Raw genomic sequence first — 18,125 nt, forward strand, 5'->3', positions numbered from 1 at the left:
TTAGTTATGAATAGTTTTGAGCTTATAAAGAACAAATTAGAAGGATTTATAAGAAAGTTTTATCTTAATGAATTAATAAAAGGAACCATACTTTTTTTTGCAATAGGAGTGTTGTATTTTATAATAACTCTGTTAATAGAAAATTTTTTATGGCTTAATAGTTTAGGAAGAACAATATTGTTTTGGTTATTTATTGTTGTAGAAATTTCTTTATTTATTAGGTTTATCGCTATACCAATAACTAAGCTTTTCGGATTAACAAAGGGGTTAGATTATGATAGAGCTTCAAGAATAATTGGTAATCATTTTCCAGAGGTGAATGATAAGTTACTTAACTTATTACAGCTAAGTAAGAATCAATCATCATCATCATTGCTATTGGCCAGTATCGATCAGAAATCTGGAGAGTTAAGTCCTATACCTTTTAGATTAGCGATAAATTTTAGAAAAAACGTCAAATATTTGCGATATGCAGCAATTCCTGCAGCAATAATTGTGTTAATTGTATTTTTTAATAAAACACATTGGTTTTCAGATAGTTATAAAAGAGTGGTTAATTATCAAACAGCATATGAACCACCTGCGCCTTTTCAGTTCTTTGTTACCAATTCTGAGCTTAATGCATTCGAAAATAAAGATTATATCTTAAAAGTAAGAACATCAGGTGATATAATTCCGGGTAATGTGAGTATTACTTATAATGATGAAATATATTTTCTTAAAAATACTGGAGTAGGTGAATTTGAATATACATTTGTAAAGCCCAATCAAACAATAGATTTTGTTTTACAATCTAATGAAGTAAGTTCTAAACCTTACCGTCTAAATATTGTTCCTGTGCCTACTTTGTTAAGTTTTGAAATGAAACTGGATTACCCAGAGTATGTTGGAAAAAAGGATGAAGTCCTTAAAAGTTCTGGCAATGCTACTATACCAGAAGGAACAAATGTAGAGTGGATAATAAACACTAGAAATACAAACGAAGTAAACTTATCTACTAAAGATTCTTCTATATCATTCTCTAAAACAGAAACTAAATTTTCTCATAGCTTACGATTATTTAATGATTTGGATTATGAAATTAAGACATCAAACAATGAGATAACTAATTATGATAACCTAGCTTTTAGCCTTAATGTGGTAAAGGATCAATATCCAGAATTAAATTTGGAATCAGAAAAGGATACTGTTGATAACCAAACAGTATATTTTTTGGGTAGGGTTAGTGATGATTATGGATTAAGTAGATTGAGATTGGTGTATTATGATACTGAGAATTCTGAAGAAAAAAGCAGTATTGAATTACCAATTGAGAAACAAGTTTTTGATGATTTTATTTACGCTTTTCCTGGGGATATAGAATTAAAGGATGGGGTAAATTATGAGTTTTACTTCCAGGTTTTTGATAATGACGTTTTACATAATTATAAAAGTACAAAGAGCCAGGTTTTCAATTTTAGACAATTAACAAAAGAAGAAAAAGAAGTTAAACAATTAAAGGAGCAGAACGAAGCTATTTCTGGTTTGAATAAATCTTTAGACAAATTTAAAGAACAAGAAAAAGAATTAAATAGTTTAAGTAAACTTCAAAAAGAAAAGAAAAGATTAGATTTTAATGATAACAAAAAGCTTGAAGATTTCATCAAGAGGCAAAAGAAACAGGAAAGAATGATGAAGGATTTTTCTCAAAAGCTGAAGGATAATCTTGATCAATTTGAAAAGAAAAAAGAAGAAGAACCGTTCAAGGATGCATTAAAAGAAAAGATAGAACGTAATGAGGAGAGGTTAAAAAAGAATGAAAAGTTATTAGAGGAAATAGAGAAACTTGCAGAGAAAATACAAAAGGAAGAACTGACTGAAAAACTAGAAGAGTTAGCAAAGGAAAACAAGAATCTTGAGAAGAGTCTAGAACAGTTATTAGAATTAACTAAGCGTTTTTATGTTATAGAAAAGCATGAGAAATTAGCCAATTTCTTGAATGAATTATCAGAAAAACAAGAAGAACTTTCTGAGGAATCAGAAGATAAAAACACCAAAGAAAAACAGGATGAATTGAATAAAGATTTTGAGGAATTTCAAAAGGAAATGCAGGATCTGAGAAAGCAAAATGAGGACTTAAAAAAACCAATGAATCTTGATCAAAAGAAATCTGATGAAAAAGAAATTAATGAAGAACAACAAAAGGCAAGTGATAATTTAGAAAAGGAAAAGAAATCTGAAGCTAAAAAAAACCAAAAAAGCGCTGCTCAAAAAATGAAACAAATGAGCAATTCTATGCAGATGCAGATGCAGATGTCTGGTGAGGCACAGATGGAAGAAGATGTAGAAATGCTGCGACAGATTTTGGATAATTTGGTGGATTTTTCTATTGAACAGGAAAATCTTATGAAAGAGTTTAAGGGTATTAATATTGATAACCCTGTATATTCTAAGAAGCTTAAAAGGCAAAGTGTTTTAAGAGAAAACTTTATTCACATAGATGATAGTATTTATGCATTGGCGTTGAGAACCCCTCAGATAACAGATGATGTAACACAAAAATTAGTGGATGTAGAATTCAATATAGATAAGTCATTAAAGAGATTGGCAGAAAACCAAGTTGTTCAAGGAACGGCAAACCAACAATACACCGTTACTGGTTCAAATGACCTGGCTTATTTATTGAGTAGAATTTTGGATAACATGCAAAACAGCATGTCATCTTCTGGCAAAGGAAAAGGAAAGGGGAAAGGAAATCCTAATGAATTTCAACTACCAGATATTATCAAGAAACAAGGTGAGTTGAATGATAAAATGAAAGAAGGTACAGAAAAAGGTAATAGCAAAGGAGAGAAACCTGGTGAACAAAACAAAGGCGAGCAACAAGGTAAAGAAAAAGGACAGGGACAAGGACAAGGTGATGGAGAAGGCGAGAGTGGAGAGAAGGATAAAAACGGTAAAGGTAAGAAGAAAGGTAAGGGTGAGAAGGAAGGAAAGAATGGAGAAAATGGAGATGAAGGTGAAGGCGAATCTGATGAATTTAACGAAGACCTTAATGGAGAATTATATGATATTTATAAAGAACAACAGCAACTTAGAAATGCTCTGCAGGATAAGATAAACAAAGAGGGAAAAGGTAGAGGAGTCGGCAGTGATTTATTGAGGAGAATGGAACAGGTAGAGCAAGAGTTATTGGAGAAAGGATTTAATGAAAACACATTATCTAAGATGTTAGATCTTAAGCACGAATTGATAAAACTTGAGGATGCAAGTTTTGAACAAGGAGAGGATGAGAAGAGAGAATCTGAAACAAATCAGACTCAGTTTCAAAACAAAAACAAAGCTAATTTAGATAAAGCAAAACAATATTTTAATACTACTGAAATATTAAATAGACAAGTATTACCTTTGCGGCAAAATTTCAAACAAAAAGTACAGGAGTATTTCAAGAAAGACAATGATTAATTTTTTTTACGAAACAGATTTTAAGGAGATAAAAGAGGAAATTATTTCTGATTGGATAAGTAAAGTTATTGTGTCGGAAGATAAAGAAGAAGGAGAAATAAGTTATATTTTTTGTGATGACGAGTACCTTTTAAAAATTAACCAAGACTTTTTAGATCACGATACGTATACTGATATTATTAGTTTTGATAACAGTATAAGTAATGAACTGAATGGGGATATTTTTATTTCGGTAGAAAGAGTAAAGGAAAACTCATTAGAATTCAATACAGATTTCGGAGAGGAAATACGAAGAGTTATTATTCACGGAGTCCTTCATTTTTGTGGATACAAGGATAAAACGAAGGAAGAGGATGAGAATATGAGAAACAAAGAAGATGAAAAATTAGCTATGTTCCACGTGGAACATAATTAATAATAAAAGAAAAAATAATTAACTGTTCCACGTGGAACATTGTTATAAAAGTTATGTTTGATAAAGAGTATGATGTTATTGTAGTTGGAGGTGGACATGCAGGAAGTGAAGCTGCGGCTGCAGCCGCAAATTTAGGAAGTAGCACTTTGCTAATTACAATGAACCTTCAGAATATTGCCCAAATGAGTTGTAATCCCGCAATGGGAGGAATAGCAAAAGGACAAATAGTTCGAGAAATTGATGCGTTAGGAGGTTATAGCGGAATAGTAAGTGATCGCACGGCAATACAATTTAAGATGTTGAACAAATCAAAAGGACCTGCTATGTGGAGTCCGAGAGTTCAAAGTGATCGTATGCGTTTTGCAGAAGAATGGAGATTGATGCTAGAACAAACACCCAACCTTGATTTTTATCAAGAAATGGTTAGTGGTCTTATCGTTGAGAACGGTCAGATAAAAGGTGTAAAAACATCATTAGGGATTGAAGTAAAAGCAAAAAGTGTAGTGCTTACAAATGGTACTTTTTTGAATGGTTTAATTCATATAGGAGAAAAACAATTTGGTGGTGGACGTGCAGGAGAAAAAGCTGCAACAGGAATAACCGAACAATTAATAGATTTTGGTTTTGATGCAGGAAGAATGAAAACAGGAACACCTCCTAGAGTAGACGGAAGATCTCTCGACTATTCAAAAATGGTAGAACAACCAGGAGATGATCAGCCAGAAAAATTTAGCTATTCTGATTTGACAAAACCTCTTACAAAGCAAAGATCATGTTATATGACCTATACTTCTTCAGAAGTGCATGATTTGTTGCGAGAAGGTTTTGATCGTTCTCCTATGTTTAATGGAAGAATAAAAAGTATAGGACCTAGATATTGTCCTTCTATAGAGGATAAGATTAATAGGTTTGCTGATAAGGATAGACATCAAATGTTTATAGAACCTGAAGGATGGAATACTGTAGAAGTATACGTTAATGGGTTTTCAACTTCTTTGCCAGAAGATGTACAATTTAAAGCATTGAGATCTGTTGTAGGTTTTGAAGGAGTGAAATTTTTCAGACCAGGGTATGCTATCGAGTATGATTATTTTCCACCCACACAACTTACTCACACATTAGAAACAAAACTGATTTCTGGATTGTTTTTTGCCGGACAAATTAATGGAACAACAGGATATGAGGAAGCAGCGTCTCAAGGTTTAATGGCTGGAATTAATGCAGCTCTTAAAGTAAAAGAAAAAGATGCTTTCATGCTTAATAGAAGCGAAGCTTATATCGGAGTGCTGATTGATGATCTTATTACAAAAGGCACAGAAGAGCCTTATAGAATGTTTACATCAAGAGCAGAGTATAGAACTTTATTAAGACAAGATAATGCAGACTTTAGATTAACACCAAAATCGTATGAGATAGGTTTAGCATCTGATGCTCGTATGAAGAGAATGGAAGAAAAGGAAAAGAAGTCAAATGACTTTGTTCGATTTTTTAAAGATACTAGTGTTACACCTCAAGAAGCGAATCCTGTTTTAGAAAAAAAGAAATCTTCTCCTGTAAACCAAAGCGGTAAATTGTTTAAACTTTTTTCTCGCCCACAAATTACATTAGAGGACATAAAACATTTTGAAAAAGTAGATGCTTATATAAAAGAAAACAATTTGGATAAAGAGGTTTTAGAACAAACGGAAATCCAAGTAAAATATTCTGGTTATATAGAAAAGGAAAAAAATAATGCAGATAAGTTAAATCGACTTGAGAATATTAAAATACCAGAAAACTTTGATTATACAAAATTGAAATCTTTATCATTTGAAGCTTGTGAAAAAATGACCAAGATAAAACCAAGAACTGTTTCTCAAGCATCACGAATTAGTGGAGTATCACCAAGTGATATTTCTGTGCTTTTAGTTTATATGGGAAGATAATGAATGAAGTTTTTTTAAAACAATCAAAACCTTTAAAAGTAAAAATATTAGGAATACTTATTATAGTATTAATAGTGTATTTGTTTTTTTTCTACGATAGTCCTTTATCTCAAATTGTAACACTCTCTATAATTTCGTTTTTGTTATTATCATATTCTATTTCTTATGAAATAAGAAAAGATTTTAGTAATTATAAACATATTTCATTTTTGGGATTTAGTGTTTTTAAACAAAAACTTAAAATTGATTTCCCTGATTACATTTCAGTGTTTTCAGCTTCTTTTAAACAAGATAATGAGTGGGGCGCGATTTCAGCTATAGGTAAGGAGGGAAAACATGATGCTTTTGTGGTTCGTTTTTTTTCTGGAAACAAAAACTTCACGATATATAAAACAAATAAATATTCAAGAGCCTTAAGTAAATCAAATAAAATTGGAGATCTCTTGAATATAGAAATACATGATGCAACTAAAGAGTAGTTCCACGTGGAACACAAAAAATATAATAGTTTTTAAGTAAAACTTTCTTTTTTTAAATAATGAGTACACAACGGGTTTTAGATTTTTTTATAGAGTGTAAGGATCATACTGTTTCCGAAGAAAAATTTCGATTGCTTTATGATATCGAATATGATATGTTAGTTACCTCACCAAAACCTAATGAATCAGAATTGGGTAAATATTATGAAAGTGAAGATTATATTTCTCATACAGATGGAAAACGTAATCTTTTAGAACGATTGTATCAAATTGTTAAAACATATTCACTTTCAAAAAAAGTAGATCTAATTACCAAGCTAAATGTAAAACCTGGTAAGATATTAGATATTGGTTCTGGGACTGGAGATTTTTTAGCCGTAGCAAAAAAAAAGAAATGGGAAATCAATGGAGTAGAACCAAATCTTACAGCAAGAAAATTAGCAGAACAAAAAGGAGTATACCTGCAATCAAATTCTTTGGGATATGAACCCCAGAGTTTTGATGTTATTACAATGTGGCATGTATTAGAACATGTTCCTGATATACAAGTTCAGATAGAAGAATTAAAGAGACTTTTAAAACCAAATGGGTATTTGATAATTGCAGTGCCTAATTTTAAATCTTATGATGCTGCATATTATAAATCTTTTTGGGCAGCATATGATGTCCCAAGACATCTTTGGCATTTTTCTAAAAAAGCAATAGAAAAACTTTTTATCAAAGAAAATTTAAAGATGATAAAAATACTCCCTATGAAATTTGATTCTTTTTATGTTTCTCTTTTATCCGAAAAATATAAAAATGGAAAAATGAATTATATTAAAGCATTTTGGATAGGATGGTATTCTAATATGAGAGCAAAACGATCTAAAGAGTATTCTTCACACATTTACGTCTTAAAGAACAGCTAATTTCTATTTTAATGGTTTTAGAGCGATTTTAATCGATATATAGGTATGATTAGTTTGCTTTTTGCACAAAATCGCTTAAATCGCTTTATTTGAATCGTTTTTTAATAGATTTTTGGTATGACTCTATTTGAAACTATTGTTTTTTCTTATTAACAATTATTTTGAGTAGATATAATGAATAACATCAAAAGAACTTTGATATTTTTGCGCAGAACTAAAATCTTGAAACATGAAAAAATACATATGCATTGCCATAGCATGTATAACACTTGCATCTTGTAATCAACAAGCAGAAAAAACAGCTTATGTTAATAATACTAAAGTTGTGTCTGACTTTAAAGAAATGAAAGCCGCTAAAGAAAAATGGACAAAACGAGATAATGAAGTTAGAGCAGAATTAGAACAAAAGGCTAGAGAATTTCAAGTTGAAGTACAAGGATATCAAAATATTCAAAAATCTCTTACAAGTGCTAACAAACAAAAGAAAGAGCAGGAGTTGTTGACAAAACAACAACAGCTTCAGAGAGAGCAACAAGTAAAAATGCAGGAAATCCAACAAGGTAGCCAGGCAGAAATAGATTCTATTATTAATAAAGTAAAGGATTTTATTAAAGATTATGGTAAGAATAATGGATATACTTACATTTATGGAGATACAGAAGGAAGTATTATATTATACGGTAAAGAAGAATTAGATATTACTGATAAAATACTAACTGAATTAAATGGTGAAGCTCCAGTTAAGGAAGAAGAGAAAAAAGAAGAAGTAAAAGAATAGGAGACCAAATAATTTCCTTGCTTTTATTATAAATTAAAAACCCTATTAGTGTATTAACTAATAGGGTTTTTTTGTGTCTGTAATTGACGGATATTTGATTATATCTGAAGTAAGTTTTAATAAATATTAAATATTATTTAATTGATAATTAATTGCTTATAATTTTAAAACTACGATGCTTATAAAGAAACGGTTTTTGATTTTTATTATATAAACAGAATATTATATAGTTATATAAGTTGAATTCATATTACTCAATTTTGAAGGGGTAAATGACCAATAATGATTAGAAAATTGAATTGGTTTTTCAAATATTTGAAGAATAGTGTTAATATGATATTGTTGTAATAAACTGAAGATATTAGAAAAATAGGATAATTTTAAACCTGAGGTATTGTTTCTTTTTACTAGTAATTAACAATAATGAAATATTAAATTTTTTAGGGATATTGAATAAATATTTACGTTACTCTATTCATAATTTTGAATTAGATTATGACAAGTATATTAGATTGTTTTTGTGTCGTTTATGGAGGTTATTTAGTTGATAAGTTTAATTAAGAAATTACACTTAATCGAACAAATTTGCCGTTTTTAGGATGTTTTAGAGTTTTTTGAAAATTGAGATTCTTGTAAAAATTCTTTGATTTTAATGTCAAATTAAACGAAATAAATTTTATTTTTGGGGAATTTTCCGCTTTTTATATGAACTAAAAACATACTAAAACAAAGGTACAAAGTTTTGATTAACAAAATTTTATGTATATTATATTGATTTTGGGCACGTGTTTATAATTCAAAAGATATTAGGTTGCTTAAATGCGTAAGAATATTATTACAAAAAAAAATTGAATTTTGGTTTGATATAAACATTTAATTTATAATTTTATGTCTTGGTAAAAAATATATTAACAATATTATTAACAAGCGCCCCAAATCGCTCGATAATATTACGAATATCCGCCCTGTATAAAGTGTGATATCATGAGAAATAAACTTAACCTATCGTTAGTTGCTTTTGTGCTTTGCTTCCTTTTTTCTTCATGGGAAGCTAATGCTCAGGTTATTCTTGGTCCTGAGTTTTTCATTAATGATAGTAGTGTTACAGCAACACAAGCATGTGTTAATCAAAATGTACCTAATAGATCTGCGGTAGCAGAATATACAGGACCTGCAGGATTTTTTGGTCCGGGTACAACTTTTATTCTTGAAATATCAGACGAAAACGGAGTATATGCAGATCCGGCTGCAGAACTTAGTAGAATTACACTTTCTGTAGCTCTTGGTTCAACTGCCGAAATTATTTTTCCTGATTTTCCGATCCCAACAGATCTGAGAGGAGAAGATTACAGTATGCGAGTTAGAGCTGAGAATCCAGCTTTTACCGGTAATGAAACACAAGGAATACCAATATATTATTTTGATACTAACGAAGGAGTAACCTTGGTGGGACCAAATGTAGATGCTAATAATGCGGCATTATGTGATGGTAATGCAATCACTTTAACAGCGTCTCCTGATGGTTTTCCAGAATATATATGGACATTAAATGGATCAGTAATTCAAGGAGAATCAGGTTCTACCTTAACAGGTGTTAATCAACCAGGTGAATATACCGTACAAGTTAACTTTGGAAGCTGTAGTCCATTTTTTAATTTTGATAGCGGTACTATACAAGTTCTGGATTTTAATACGACTACCGTATTCATCAGAAATGATTTTCCGGTAGATGGATTTTGTCCTAGTGATGTAAAGGTTTTAACCTGTAGTATTATTGATTCAGGATATACATACGAATGGTTTCAGGATGGAAACGCAATAGCAGATTCTGATAGCCCAACTATATTATTACCACAAAGTAATTTTGAAGGAGATTATACAGTATTAGTAACTGCAAGTGATGATTGTAGTATAGAGACTGATCCTGTTACTATTTTAAATAAAGGTTCAAATATAACCTCTCAACCTCCGCCACAGATGATTTTGTTGCCTACGCAAACTTCAATTACTTTGGCAATTGCTACTGATGCGCCCTTGGGCAGTACAGTACAATGGTTTAGAGGAGGTTTTCCAATAACACCCGTGCAATTAATAGATGCTCCGGGTGCTTTATCTGTTGAAGCAAATCAAATAGGAGTATATCGAGTAGATGTAGTAACTAATGATAGTTGTTTAGATACACTTCAAGCAGAAACAGAAATTTTTGATCCAATAGGATTTAGAGTTGAAATTGCCTCTATATTAGACTGTAATGATGATACAGCTACTTTAGGTCTAGAGACGCTGTATGGTTTAGCAGATGGAGGAACGGGTACCATTGAAATTCCTTTAGTTGTTGAGCAATATCCATTTTTCGATTTTGAGTGGTTTAGAGATAACGTCTCTACCGGAGATACAGGAACAACAATTTCAATTACTGACTCAAACGACACCTCTGTTTATGCATTAGAGGCTACATTAAGAGGCACTACATTTCCTACTGTAAGATCTAATGAGATTACACCGGGTATTTTAACTGATGTGATAGATATTATTGCCTCATCATTACAATTACCGTTTGGAGGTACAGTTACCTTAACTGTACCAAATAATGCTAGCTATACTTATGAATGGTTCAGAATAGTAGATGGAGAAAACCAATTGATTGAGGGAGAAACAGGTAATGAAATAGAGATTGATCAAGCAGGTCAATACTTTGTTATTATTACTTCAGGAGAATGTGTTGTTCAATCAAATACCATTACTATTACTGATGAAACGGCACAATCAGAAATTATTCCTAATGTCATTACTCCTAATAATGATGGTGCGAATGATAATTGGGCCTTACCAACCGCATATGTTAACCAACAAGATGTAGAAATAAATATTTATAATTCTAGAGGACAACTTGATTTTAGTTCAGTTAGTTATCAAAATAACTGGCCTTCAGAGAATTCAAAAACCTCGGGTCAAGAACGAGTTTATTATTATATAATAACAAAAAATAATTCCGTTGTTAGAAAAGGTTCAATAACGGTAATGAGATAGTTTATGATTAGACAGTTACTTTTAATCACAATGTGTTGTTTGTCCGTGAGTTCTATCATGGGACAAGATGAAACCACCACCTTTGGAGTAATTCCTTCAGAGATTCCTACGCATAACTTAGTTAGATATAATAGATTTTACTTTAACCCTACATTTTCATTGGTTAGAGAGAATAAAAAATCTATCAATGTATATAATAAAACCCAATGGGCATCTTTTAATGATAACCCACAAACATATTTGATAAACTATACATCTAATTTTGATGAAAAAACAGGTGTTTCTATTGGTTTACATCAGCAAAATGAAGGGATTTACAGGTATTTTGGAGCTGTAGCAAACTATGCTTACAACCTTGAGTTTGGAAATGATATGAATTTCACCTTTGGTATGAATTTAGGATATTCTCAAAGCGGAATCAAATCTAATATAGATTCATCAACAAGTATAATACTTAATAATGGAGTAGAGGTTTCAGACCCTGTAATTCTTAATTATGAAAATAGCTCAGTTTTTCAATTAACTCCTGGAGTTAATTTTAATTATGATGCATTTGATGTTGGGGTATCTGTAGCTAATCTTGTCGCATATAACATTAGTGGTAGTGAACTAATTACTGATAACATGGCATTCACAGGTCATGTAATGTATACCACAAGTCTTGAAAGAAGATCGGATAAAATCATTAGAGGGATGGTATATGCCAATATGATTCAAGATGCCGACTTAAGATATGGTGGAAATGCAATAGTAGAATTACCAAAATTAGGTTGGGCTCAAGCAGGTTATAATAGCTTTTATGGAGCCTCTATTGGTTTAGGAGGTCATATTACACCTAACGTATCTGTTGGTTATACGTTTGAAACTGGTTTTGGAGATACTAGTGATTTTGGAGCAACTCATGAAGTGGGATTGGCATATAACTTTAAAGTAGAAAAACGAAGAAGTTCAAAAAGAACTACTTCTCAAAAAGCCTATGAAGCCAGAGATTCAGAGATCAGAAGACTGAAAAAAGAAATATTAGAACAAAACAGATTAATTAGAGAACTTCAAAATAGAAATGGAGATTCTGTTTCTCGAGCTGAGAGAGCTATGAGTAAATTAGAAAGATCCATTCAGGAAGCTAAAGAAGAAGAAGCAAGAAGAGCTAGAGAATTAGCTTTACAGCGTGAAGAAGAAGTGAAGCTATTAAATAAGAAGAAAGAAGAGGAAGAATTAGCCGCTCGTACGAAACTTGAACTAGAGATGGCTGAACAAAAGGCGGAGGAAGAAAGATTAGCAGCCCGTAAGAAACTAGAAATGGAAGTGGCTGAGCAGAAGGCTGAAGAAGAAAGATTAGCTTCTCAAAGAAAACTTGAGAGAGAAGTAGCAGAACAAAAAGCAGAAGAAGAAAGATTAGCATCTCAGAAAAAACTTGAGATGGAAATGAATGAGCAGGCAGATAAAGAAGCTGAAGCTAGAATTGCTGCAGAAGAGGCTGCAAGAGAAGCAGAAGCTGCAAAACAACAGGAAGAAGAAGAAGCTAGATTGGCTGAGGAAGCCCGATTAGCTGAAGAAACTCGTGTTGCAGAAGAAGCTAGATTAGCTGAAGAAGCCCGCGTTGCGGAAGAGGCTCGTGTTGCGGAAGAGGCGAGATTAGCTGAAGAAGCACGTGTTGCTGAAGAGGCTCGTGTTGCAGAAGAAGCACGATTGGCTGAGGAAGCTAGGTTAGCAGAAGAAGAAAGATTAGCTGCTCAAAGAAAACTAGAGAGAGAAGTAGCAGAGCAAAAAGCTGAAGAAGAAAGATTAGCAGAAGAAGCTAGGTTAGCAGAAGAGGCGCGATTGGCTGAGGAAGCTAGGCTTGCAGAAGAGGCTAGATTAGCAGAAGAAGCGCGATTGGCTGAGGAAGCTAGGCTTGCAGAAGAGGCTAGGTTAGCAGAGGAAGCACGATTGGCTGAGGAAGCTAGGCTTGCAGAAGAGGCTAGGTTAGCAGAAGAGGCGCGATTGGCTGAAGAAGCTAGGCTTGCAGAAGAGGCTAGATTAGCAGAAGAAGCGCGATTGGCTGAGGAAGCTAGGCTTGCAGAAGAGGCTAGATTAGCAGAAGAAGCGCGATTGGCTGAGGAAGCTAGGCTTGCAGAAGAGGCTAGGTTAGCAGAAGAAGCGCGATTGGCTGAAGAAGCTAGGCTTGCAGAAGCGGCCAGGTTAGCAGAGGAAGCTGCAAAAGCTCAGGAACAACCTGAAGAAGGGTTAGAAGAAATACAAAAAGAACTAGATAATAGTAGTCGAATTACAAACAAGATATTTGCACGTAGAGATTCTTTATTAACCACAGGATTAAATGTTGACAAAAGAGAATTTAGCAAATTATTAGAATCTCTTGTTAGTATGAGTGATGATGCAGAAGAAGTTAAGAAAGATACGAACCCTACTAGCTCTAAGAAATTAACAGCAAAAAACAGATTTATCAAATTTGCTGAAGCGTCTAGGCCAGAAGCACAATATGCAACCAAGTATATTCCAGGTTATGAAGAAGGATATTATTTGATTGGTAATGTATTTAGAGGAGGAGCATATGCTGAGAAGTTTACTCAAACTCTTAATGATCTTGGATTTAATGACTCACAAATCATTCTTAATCCAGAAAACCAATATCAGTATGTAGCGATCGAGTCTTATAAGAATAAAGATGAAGCTGCTGAAAAATATTTAAACAATATAGATAATAGATACTTTGGAGATATGTGGATTTTACATATCGCTAAAAACAGAGTAGAATCATATAAAAAGCTATTACAAGAAACCCGATTGATAAAGGATACGGTTAAGGATGATACGGTATTGACAGAGACCTTATCTTATATCGGAGGGCATAATATTGAAAATGGTTACTATCTGATAACGAATATTTTCAAGAGAGAAAACTATTTTGAAAGAGGAATGGAAAGACTTAGATCCAGAGGATTAGAACCTCAATATTTCAGAAATCCGAAGGACAATTACATATATGTTTACTTAAAGCGATTTGAAGACTTAGAAGAAGCCAAACAAAGCTTGTTTTCTAACGTAAACAATTCGTATGATGGTGAGCTCTATATATTAAAAATACAATAACTAGGTATTGCTTATAGAGAGATATGATAAATGATTTAAATAAACTCAACTACTAAACCACAGCTTATGAAACCCAAAATACAAATTAAATTAGCTGTAATTCTTCTAATGCTAGGAAGCATTAGTTTTTCGTCATTGCAAGCTCAGAGTGTTAACTTTTCACTTAGGGATTCTGTTACTGTTCAAGGTAACATACATATTATTTCTAATGCTATCGTTGGACTCAGTGGAGTACAAGATCAGGGCAACCCATTTTTTGCGGGGGATATGACCAATTACAACCCTAATAATCCATATAATGGAGGGAGTTATAATGATGGACTGGAATTTGGTTATATTGATATAGATAGTGACGCTTCAACTTTCAGTTCTAGTAGTGCCGAGTTTATTTTTCCACTCGACCCTAACAATCCTACTAACCCCAATAATGGAGACTGTGCAGAGGTAGCGTTTGCAGGATTATATTGGTCTGCTACGTATTATGTAGATAGAGATACTAATGGTAACCCACTATTAACAGGGCTACCTTTACCAGACCCACGTCCGGATTATAGAAGTATAAAATTCAGACCTCCTGGAGCGGCAAATTATATTGATATTGTACCAGGTCCTCTACCTGAAAATACAGAGGTGATCTTTGATGGATACCGTAATACACCTACCAATCCTAATGATACCGCTACAAATGATATTCCTTATGTTTGTTTTGCTGATGTAACTGACATTGTATCTGGTTTGGCAGATCCTAGAGGAATCTATACTGTAGGTAATGTTAGATCTACTATAGGAGATACTGAGTTAGGAGCAGGAGCTTCTGCCGGTTGGGTATTAGTAGTTGTATATGAGGATCCTTCATTATCTGCAAAAAAGTTTAGCATACAAGATGGTTACCTAGAAATTGATGGTGCGAATCCAGAAACCTTTACATATGGTGATTTTGAAACATTACCAGCACCAAATGATGTTCGTGCTCGTTATGGTGTAGCAACTCTTGAAGGTGATTTTGGTATTACGGGTGATGGATTATCTATTACAAATACTTTTGGGTTTCAATCACCATTATTTGCTGATCCGGTAAACCCAACAAACAACTTCTTTAACAGTTCGATATCTGTCGACGGTAATTTTAATACTGCACGTAATCCTAATTCTGAAAACACATTAGGATTTGATGCAGATATCTTTGATATTGCCAATGGAGGAAATTTTATTATAGGAAATAACCAGAACTCTGTCGATTTTACAGCGACTACTTCAGGCGATAGATATAGGATATTTTTAAATCTTTTCTCTATTGAGGTAATTGAACCAGTACTTAAAGTTAAAAAGAGAGTATTAGACATTAATGGTATCGATATTACTGGAGGTGGAGTTAGTCTGGCAGATCAGTTATTCTACGAATTAGAAATAGAAAATCAGGGTAATGAAGATGTAATTAATGCAAGTATTAGAGATATTTTACCTGCTAACATTGATTTCAGAACAGGAACAATCACCGTTTCTGACCCTGGAATTACCGTAACATATCTTCCAGGACCAAGAGAATTAGATATCCAAATAGACCCGACTATAATAGAACGAGGGGATGGACCTATTACTGTTCGTTTTGGTGTGGACGTAGTAGCAAGTTGTGCGGATTTACGCGATGCTTGTTCCAACGAAATAAGAAACATTGCCATATCACAATATGAAGGAGCTATTTCTGGTGAAATAAGAAATGGCGAAGAAAGTGTATTATCACAAGATGTTTGTCAATTCGATATTGAAGGAGCATCTAACTTTTTGATTGATTTAGGAAGTTGTGATGGTAATTTTGAAGCTTTTTTATGTACAGGAACATTAGATTTAACAGCTGGAGGAGGCTTCCCTACTTATGTATGGACAGACTTGAGTACTGGAACTATTGTAGGAAACTCGCAAACACTAACTGTGAGTTCTGGAGGTCAGTATCGTGTTGATAAAAGTGGTAATCCAGATTGTAACGATCTTTTCGAGATCTGGACAGTTACAGCTTTTAATACAATTACAAATCCAATTATTCCTATTGCTAGTGATCCAAATGTTAATGGTAATATCAGAACCTGTCCTATTACTGGAGACCCATTACCAGAATTATTTTTATGTGGAGCTACAGATTCAATTTATTTAGATTCAGGTTTTGTAGATGCAAATACAATAGTTTGGGAACGATTAGATCCTGCTGCCTGTCCGGCAGTTCCAAGAGATCCAAACTGTCCTACACTGGATGGCGGTTGTGCTGCAGACTGGACCCAGGTAGCTACTACCAGAGATTACACAGTTAGTGATGCAGGAGAATACAGAATCACAGCTACTTTTGATGGTAACTGTACAATCACATTCTATTTTAATGTATTTAAGAACAACTTTGAACCAAATCTGGTTATCGTAAGAGATATCGTATGTAGTACTCCAGGTACGCTTAGAGTACAAAACTCTTCTAATCAATATGAGTATCAATTAGTGACGCCAAGTGGAGGAACAATTGGTTACCAGGCATCGCCAGAATTTACTGGTTTAACAGAAGGAGGTACTTATACAGTAAACGTACGTCAAAATAATGGATTACCTACTGCTTGTGTATTTAATGCGACGCAGTTTATGGATGTTCTTGATTCTACTGTATCTATATCAACTACTAGTCCAGGATGTCCTGGAGATACAGGAGAGGTTCAGATACAAGTGACGAATGGAGACGCTAATTATACCTACAACATCAGTAGTACAACAACCGCGTTTACTGCTACAGAAGGACCTACTACAGATCCTAATCATACATTTACAGGTTTAAATGCAGACACTTATGATGTAGAGATACTTTCATATGATGGAGAGTGTATAGATACGCAACAAGTGGTGATTTCTCCACCACTTGCATTTTCTGCCGTATCTACGCTTACAAGAGATTTAAGCTGTAACCCTGGATATCAACCAGATCCTACATTAAATGATCCAACAGATCCAAATTTTGATCCTACAGCACCACCTTTTGATCCTGATCAATTTATTGCTTTAGTCGAAGTAAATGTTACAGGAGGAATAGGAGGTTTTATATACGGAACTAACAGTACGATGACTCCGCCATTATTGACACCAGAGCCATCGACCTCCAACATATTTAGATTTACAGCAGCAGGAACTTATACCATATTCGTTCAAGATACTTCTACAGGATGTATTATTCCTGCAGGAAGTGTTGTTGTAAGTCCATATGAAGAATTACAGGCAACAGCTACCGGTACAGATCCGGTATGTCCTGGTGCCGATGGATCTATTCTTGTGCAGATTTCTGCAGGAGAAGGACCATTTACTTATGTTTTGGACGGAACCACATCGGTTGGTCCATTAAATCAGAATAACTATACTTTTAATAACGTACCAGTTGGAGCACACACAATTACCATTACAGATCGTTTTGGTTGTGAATTAGATCCACCAATTGATGTGACGTTAACTGCTTCAAACATAATTACCGCTGATATAGCGATCACTCAGGAGTATCGTTGTGATGCTAGTGGTTCTAGTGTTACTCCGCAGTTAGGAGAGATTACGATTTCGAACCCACAGAATGGTAACGGGAGTTATGAGTATAGTATTGACGGAGTTGATTTCACTAATACGACGGGTATTTTCACGGGTCTTACCGATGGTACCTATACGTTATACATTCGAGATACCGATACAGCAGCTTGTCCTGTCAACTTAGGTCAGTTAACTATTGATCCTTTACAGGAGGTAACCGATTTAAGTTTTTCTACTACGGCTGTTCAATGTCCGGCAGTAGAATCTACGATTACGGTTTCAGCTACGGGTAGTAATGGAGCGAGCAGTTTTGAATATCGTATTACTGCTCCTGCGGGTAGTGCTACAGCGTTTAGCACTAATGACACCTATACTTTAGCTGTTGGCACATATACCTTTGAGGCCAGAACGACTACTGATGGATGTATTTATTCTGAAGATTTCACGATTAACAATATTGATTTTATAGCCGTTACAGGATCAGCTACATCAGAGCCTACGTGTAATGGTGAT

At 33.6% G+C, this 18,125-nt stretch carries 8 protein-coding genes and 1 pseudogene; all 9 read left to right on the forward strand.

The annotated features are described in order from the left end of the window. Window positions 1-6 precede the first annotated feature (6 nt). The gene (locus tag U0D62_RS06930) at window positions 7-3,444 is read left to right on the forward strand and encodes a DUF4175 family protein (RefSeq protein WP_322194823.1); all 3,438 of its coding nucleotides are present in this window, start codon (window positions 7-9) and stop codon (window positions 3,442-3,444) included. Next, window positions 3,437-3,859, forward strand: a complete 423-nt coding sequence (ybeY, locus tag U0D62_RS06935) for an rRNA maturation RNase YbeY (protein WP_322194825.1) — start codon at window positions 3,437-3,439, stop codon at window positions 3,857-3,859. The genes U0D62_RS06930 and ybeY overlap by 8 nt, the downstream gene beginning before the upstream one ends. A 53-nt stretch (window positions 3,860-3,912) precedes the next feature. Then, window positions 3,913-5,784, forward strand: a complete 1,872-nt coding sequence (mnmG, locus tag U0D62_RS06940) for a tRNA uridine-5-carboxymethylaminomethyl(34) synthesis enzyme MnmG (RefSeq protein WP_322194827.1) — start codon at window positions 3,913-3,915, stop codon at window positions 5,782-5,784. Further along, a complete protein-coding gene (locus U0D62_RS06945) occupies window positions 5,784-6,263 on the forward strand; it encodes a hypothetical protein (protein WP_322194829.1) in 480 nt (159 codons plus the stop codon). The genes mnmG and U0D62_RS06945 overlap by 1 nt, the downstream gene beginning before the upstream one ends. A 59-nt stretch (window positions 6,264-6,322) precedes the next feature. Continuing rightward, window positions 6,323-7,174 carry a class I SAM-dependent methyltransferase gene (locus U0D62_RS06950; RefSeq protein ID WP_322194830.1) on the forward strand — a complete coding sequence of 284 codons (852 nt, stop codon included), beginning with the start codon at window positions 6,323-6,325 and terminating at the stop codon, window positions 7,172-7,174. A gap of 229 nt (window positions 7,175-7,403) precedes the next feature. After that, window positions 7,404-7,952 (forward strand): OmpH/Skp family outer membrane protein, encoded by a 549-nt coding sequence (locus U0D62_RS06955; protein ID WP_322194832.1) that lies wholly within the window; start codon window positions 7,404-7,406, stop codon window positions 7,950-7,952. 984 nt (window positions 7,953-8,936) lie between these two features. Beyond that, window positions 8,937-10,982, forward strand: a complete 2,046-nt coding sequence (locus U0D62_RS06960) for a T9SS type B sorting domain-containing protein (protein ID WP_322194833.1) — start codon at window positions 8,937-8,939, stop codon at window positions 10,980-10,982. A gap of 30 nt (window positions 10,983-11,012) precedes the next feature. After that, on the forward strand, window positions 11,013-14,072 hold the full coding sequence (locus U0D62_RS06965; protein ID WP_322194887.1) for a PorP/SprF family type IX secretion system membrane protein: 3,060 nt from the start codon (window positions 11,013-11,015) through the stop codon (window positions 14,070-14,072). Between the two features lie 66 nt (window positions 14,073-14,138). After that, window positions 14,139-18,125, forward strand: a pseudogene (locus U0D62_RS06970) (hypothetical protein); the annotation flags it as partial.

The organism is Aquimarina callyspongiae, from assembly GCF_034322225.1.
Lineage (GTDB): Bacteria > Bacteroidota > Bacteroidia > Flavobacteriales > Flavobacteriaceae > Aquimarina.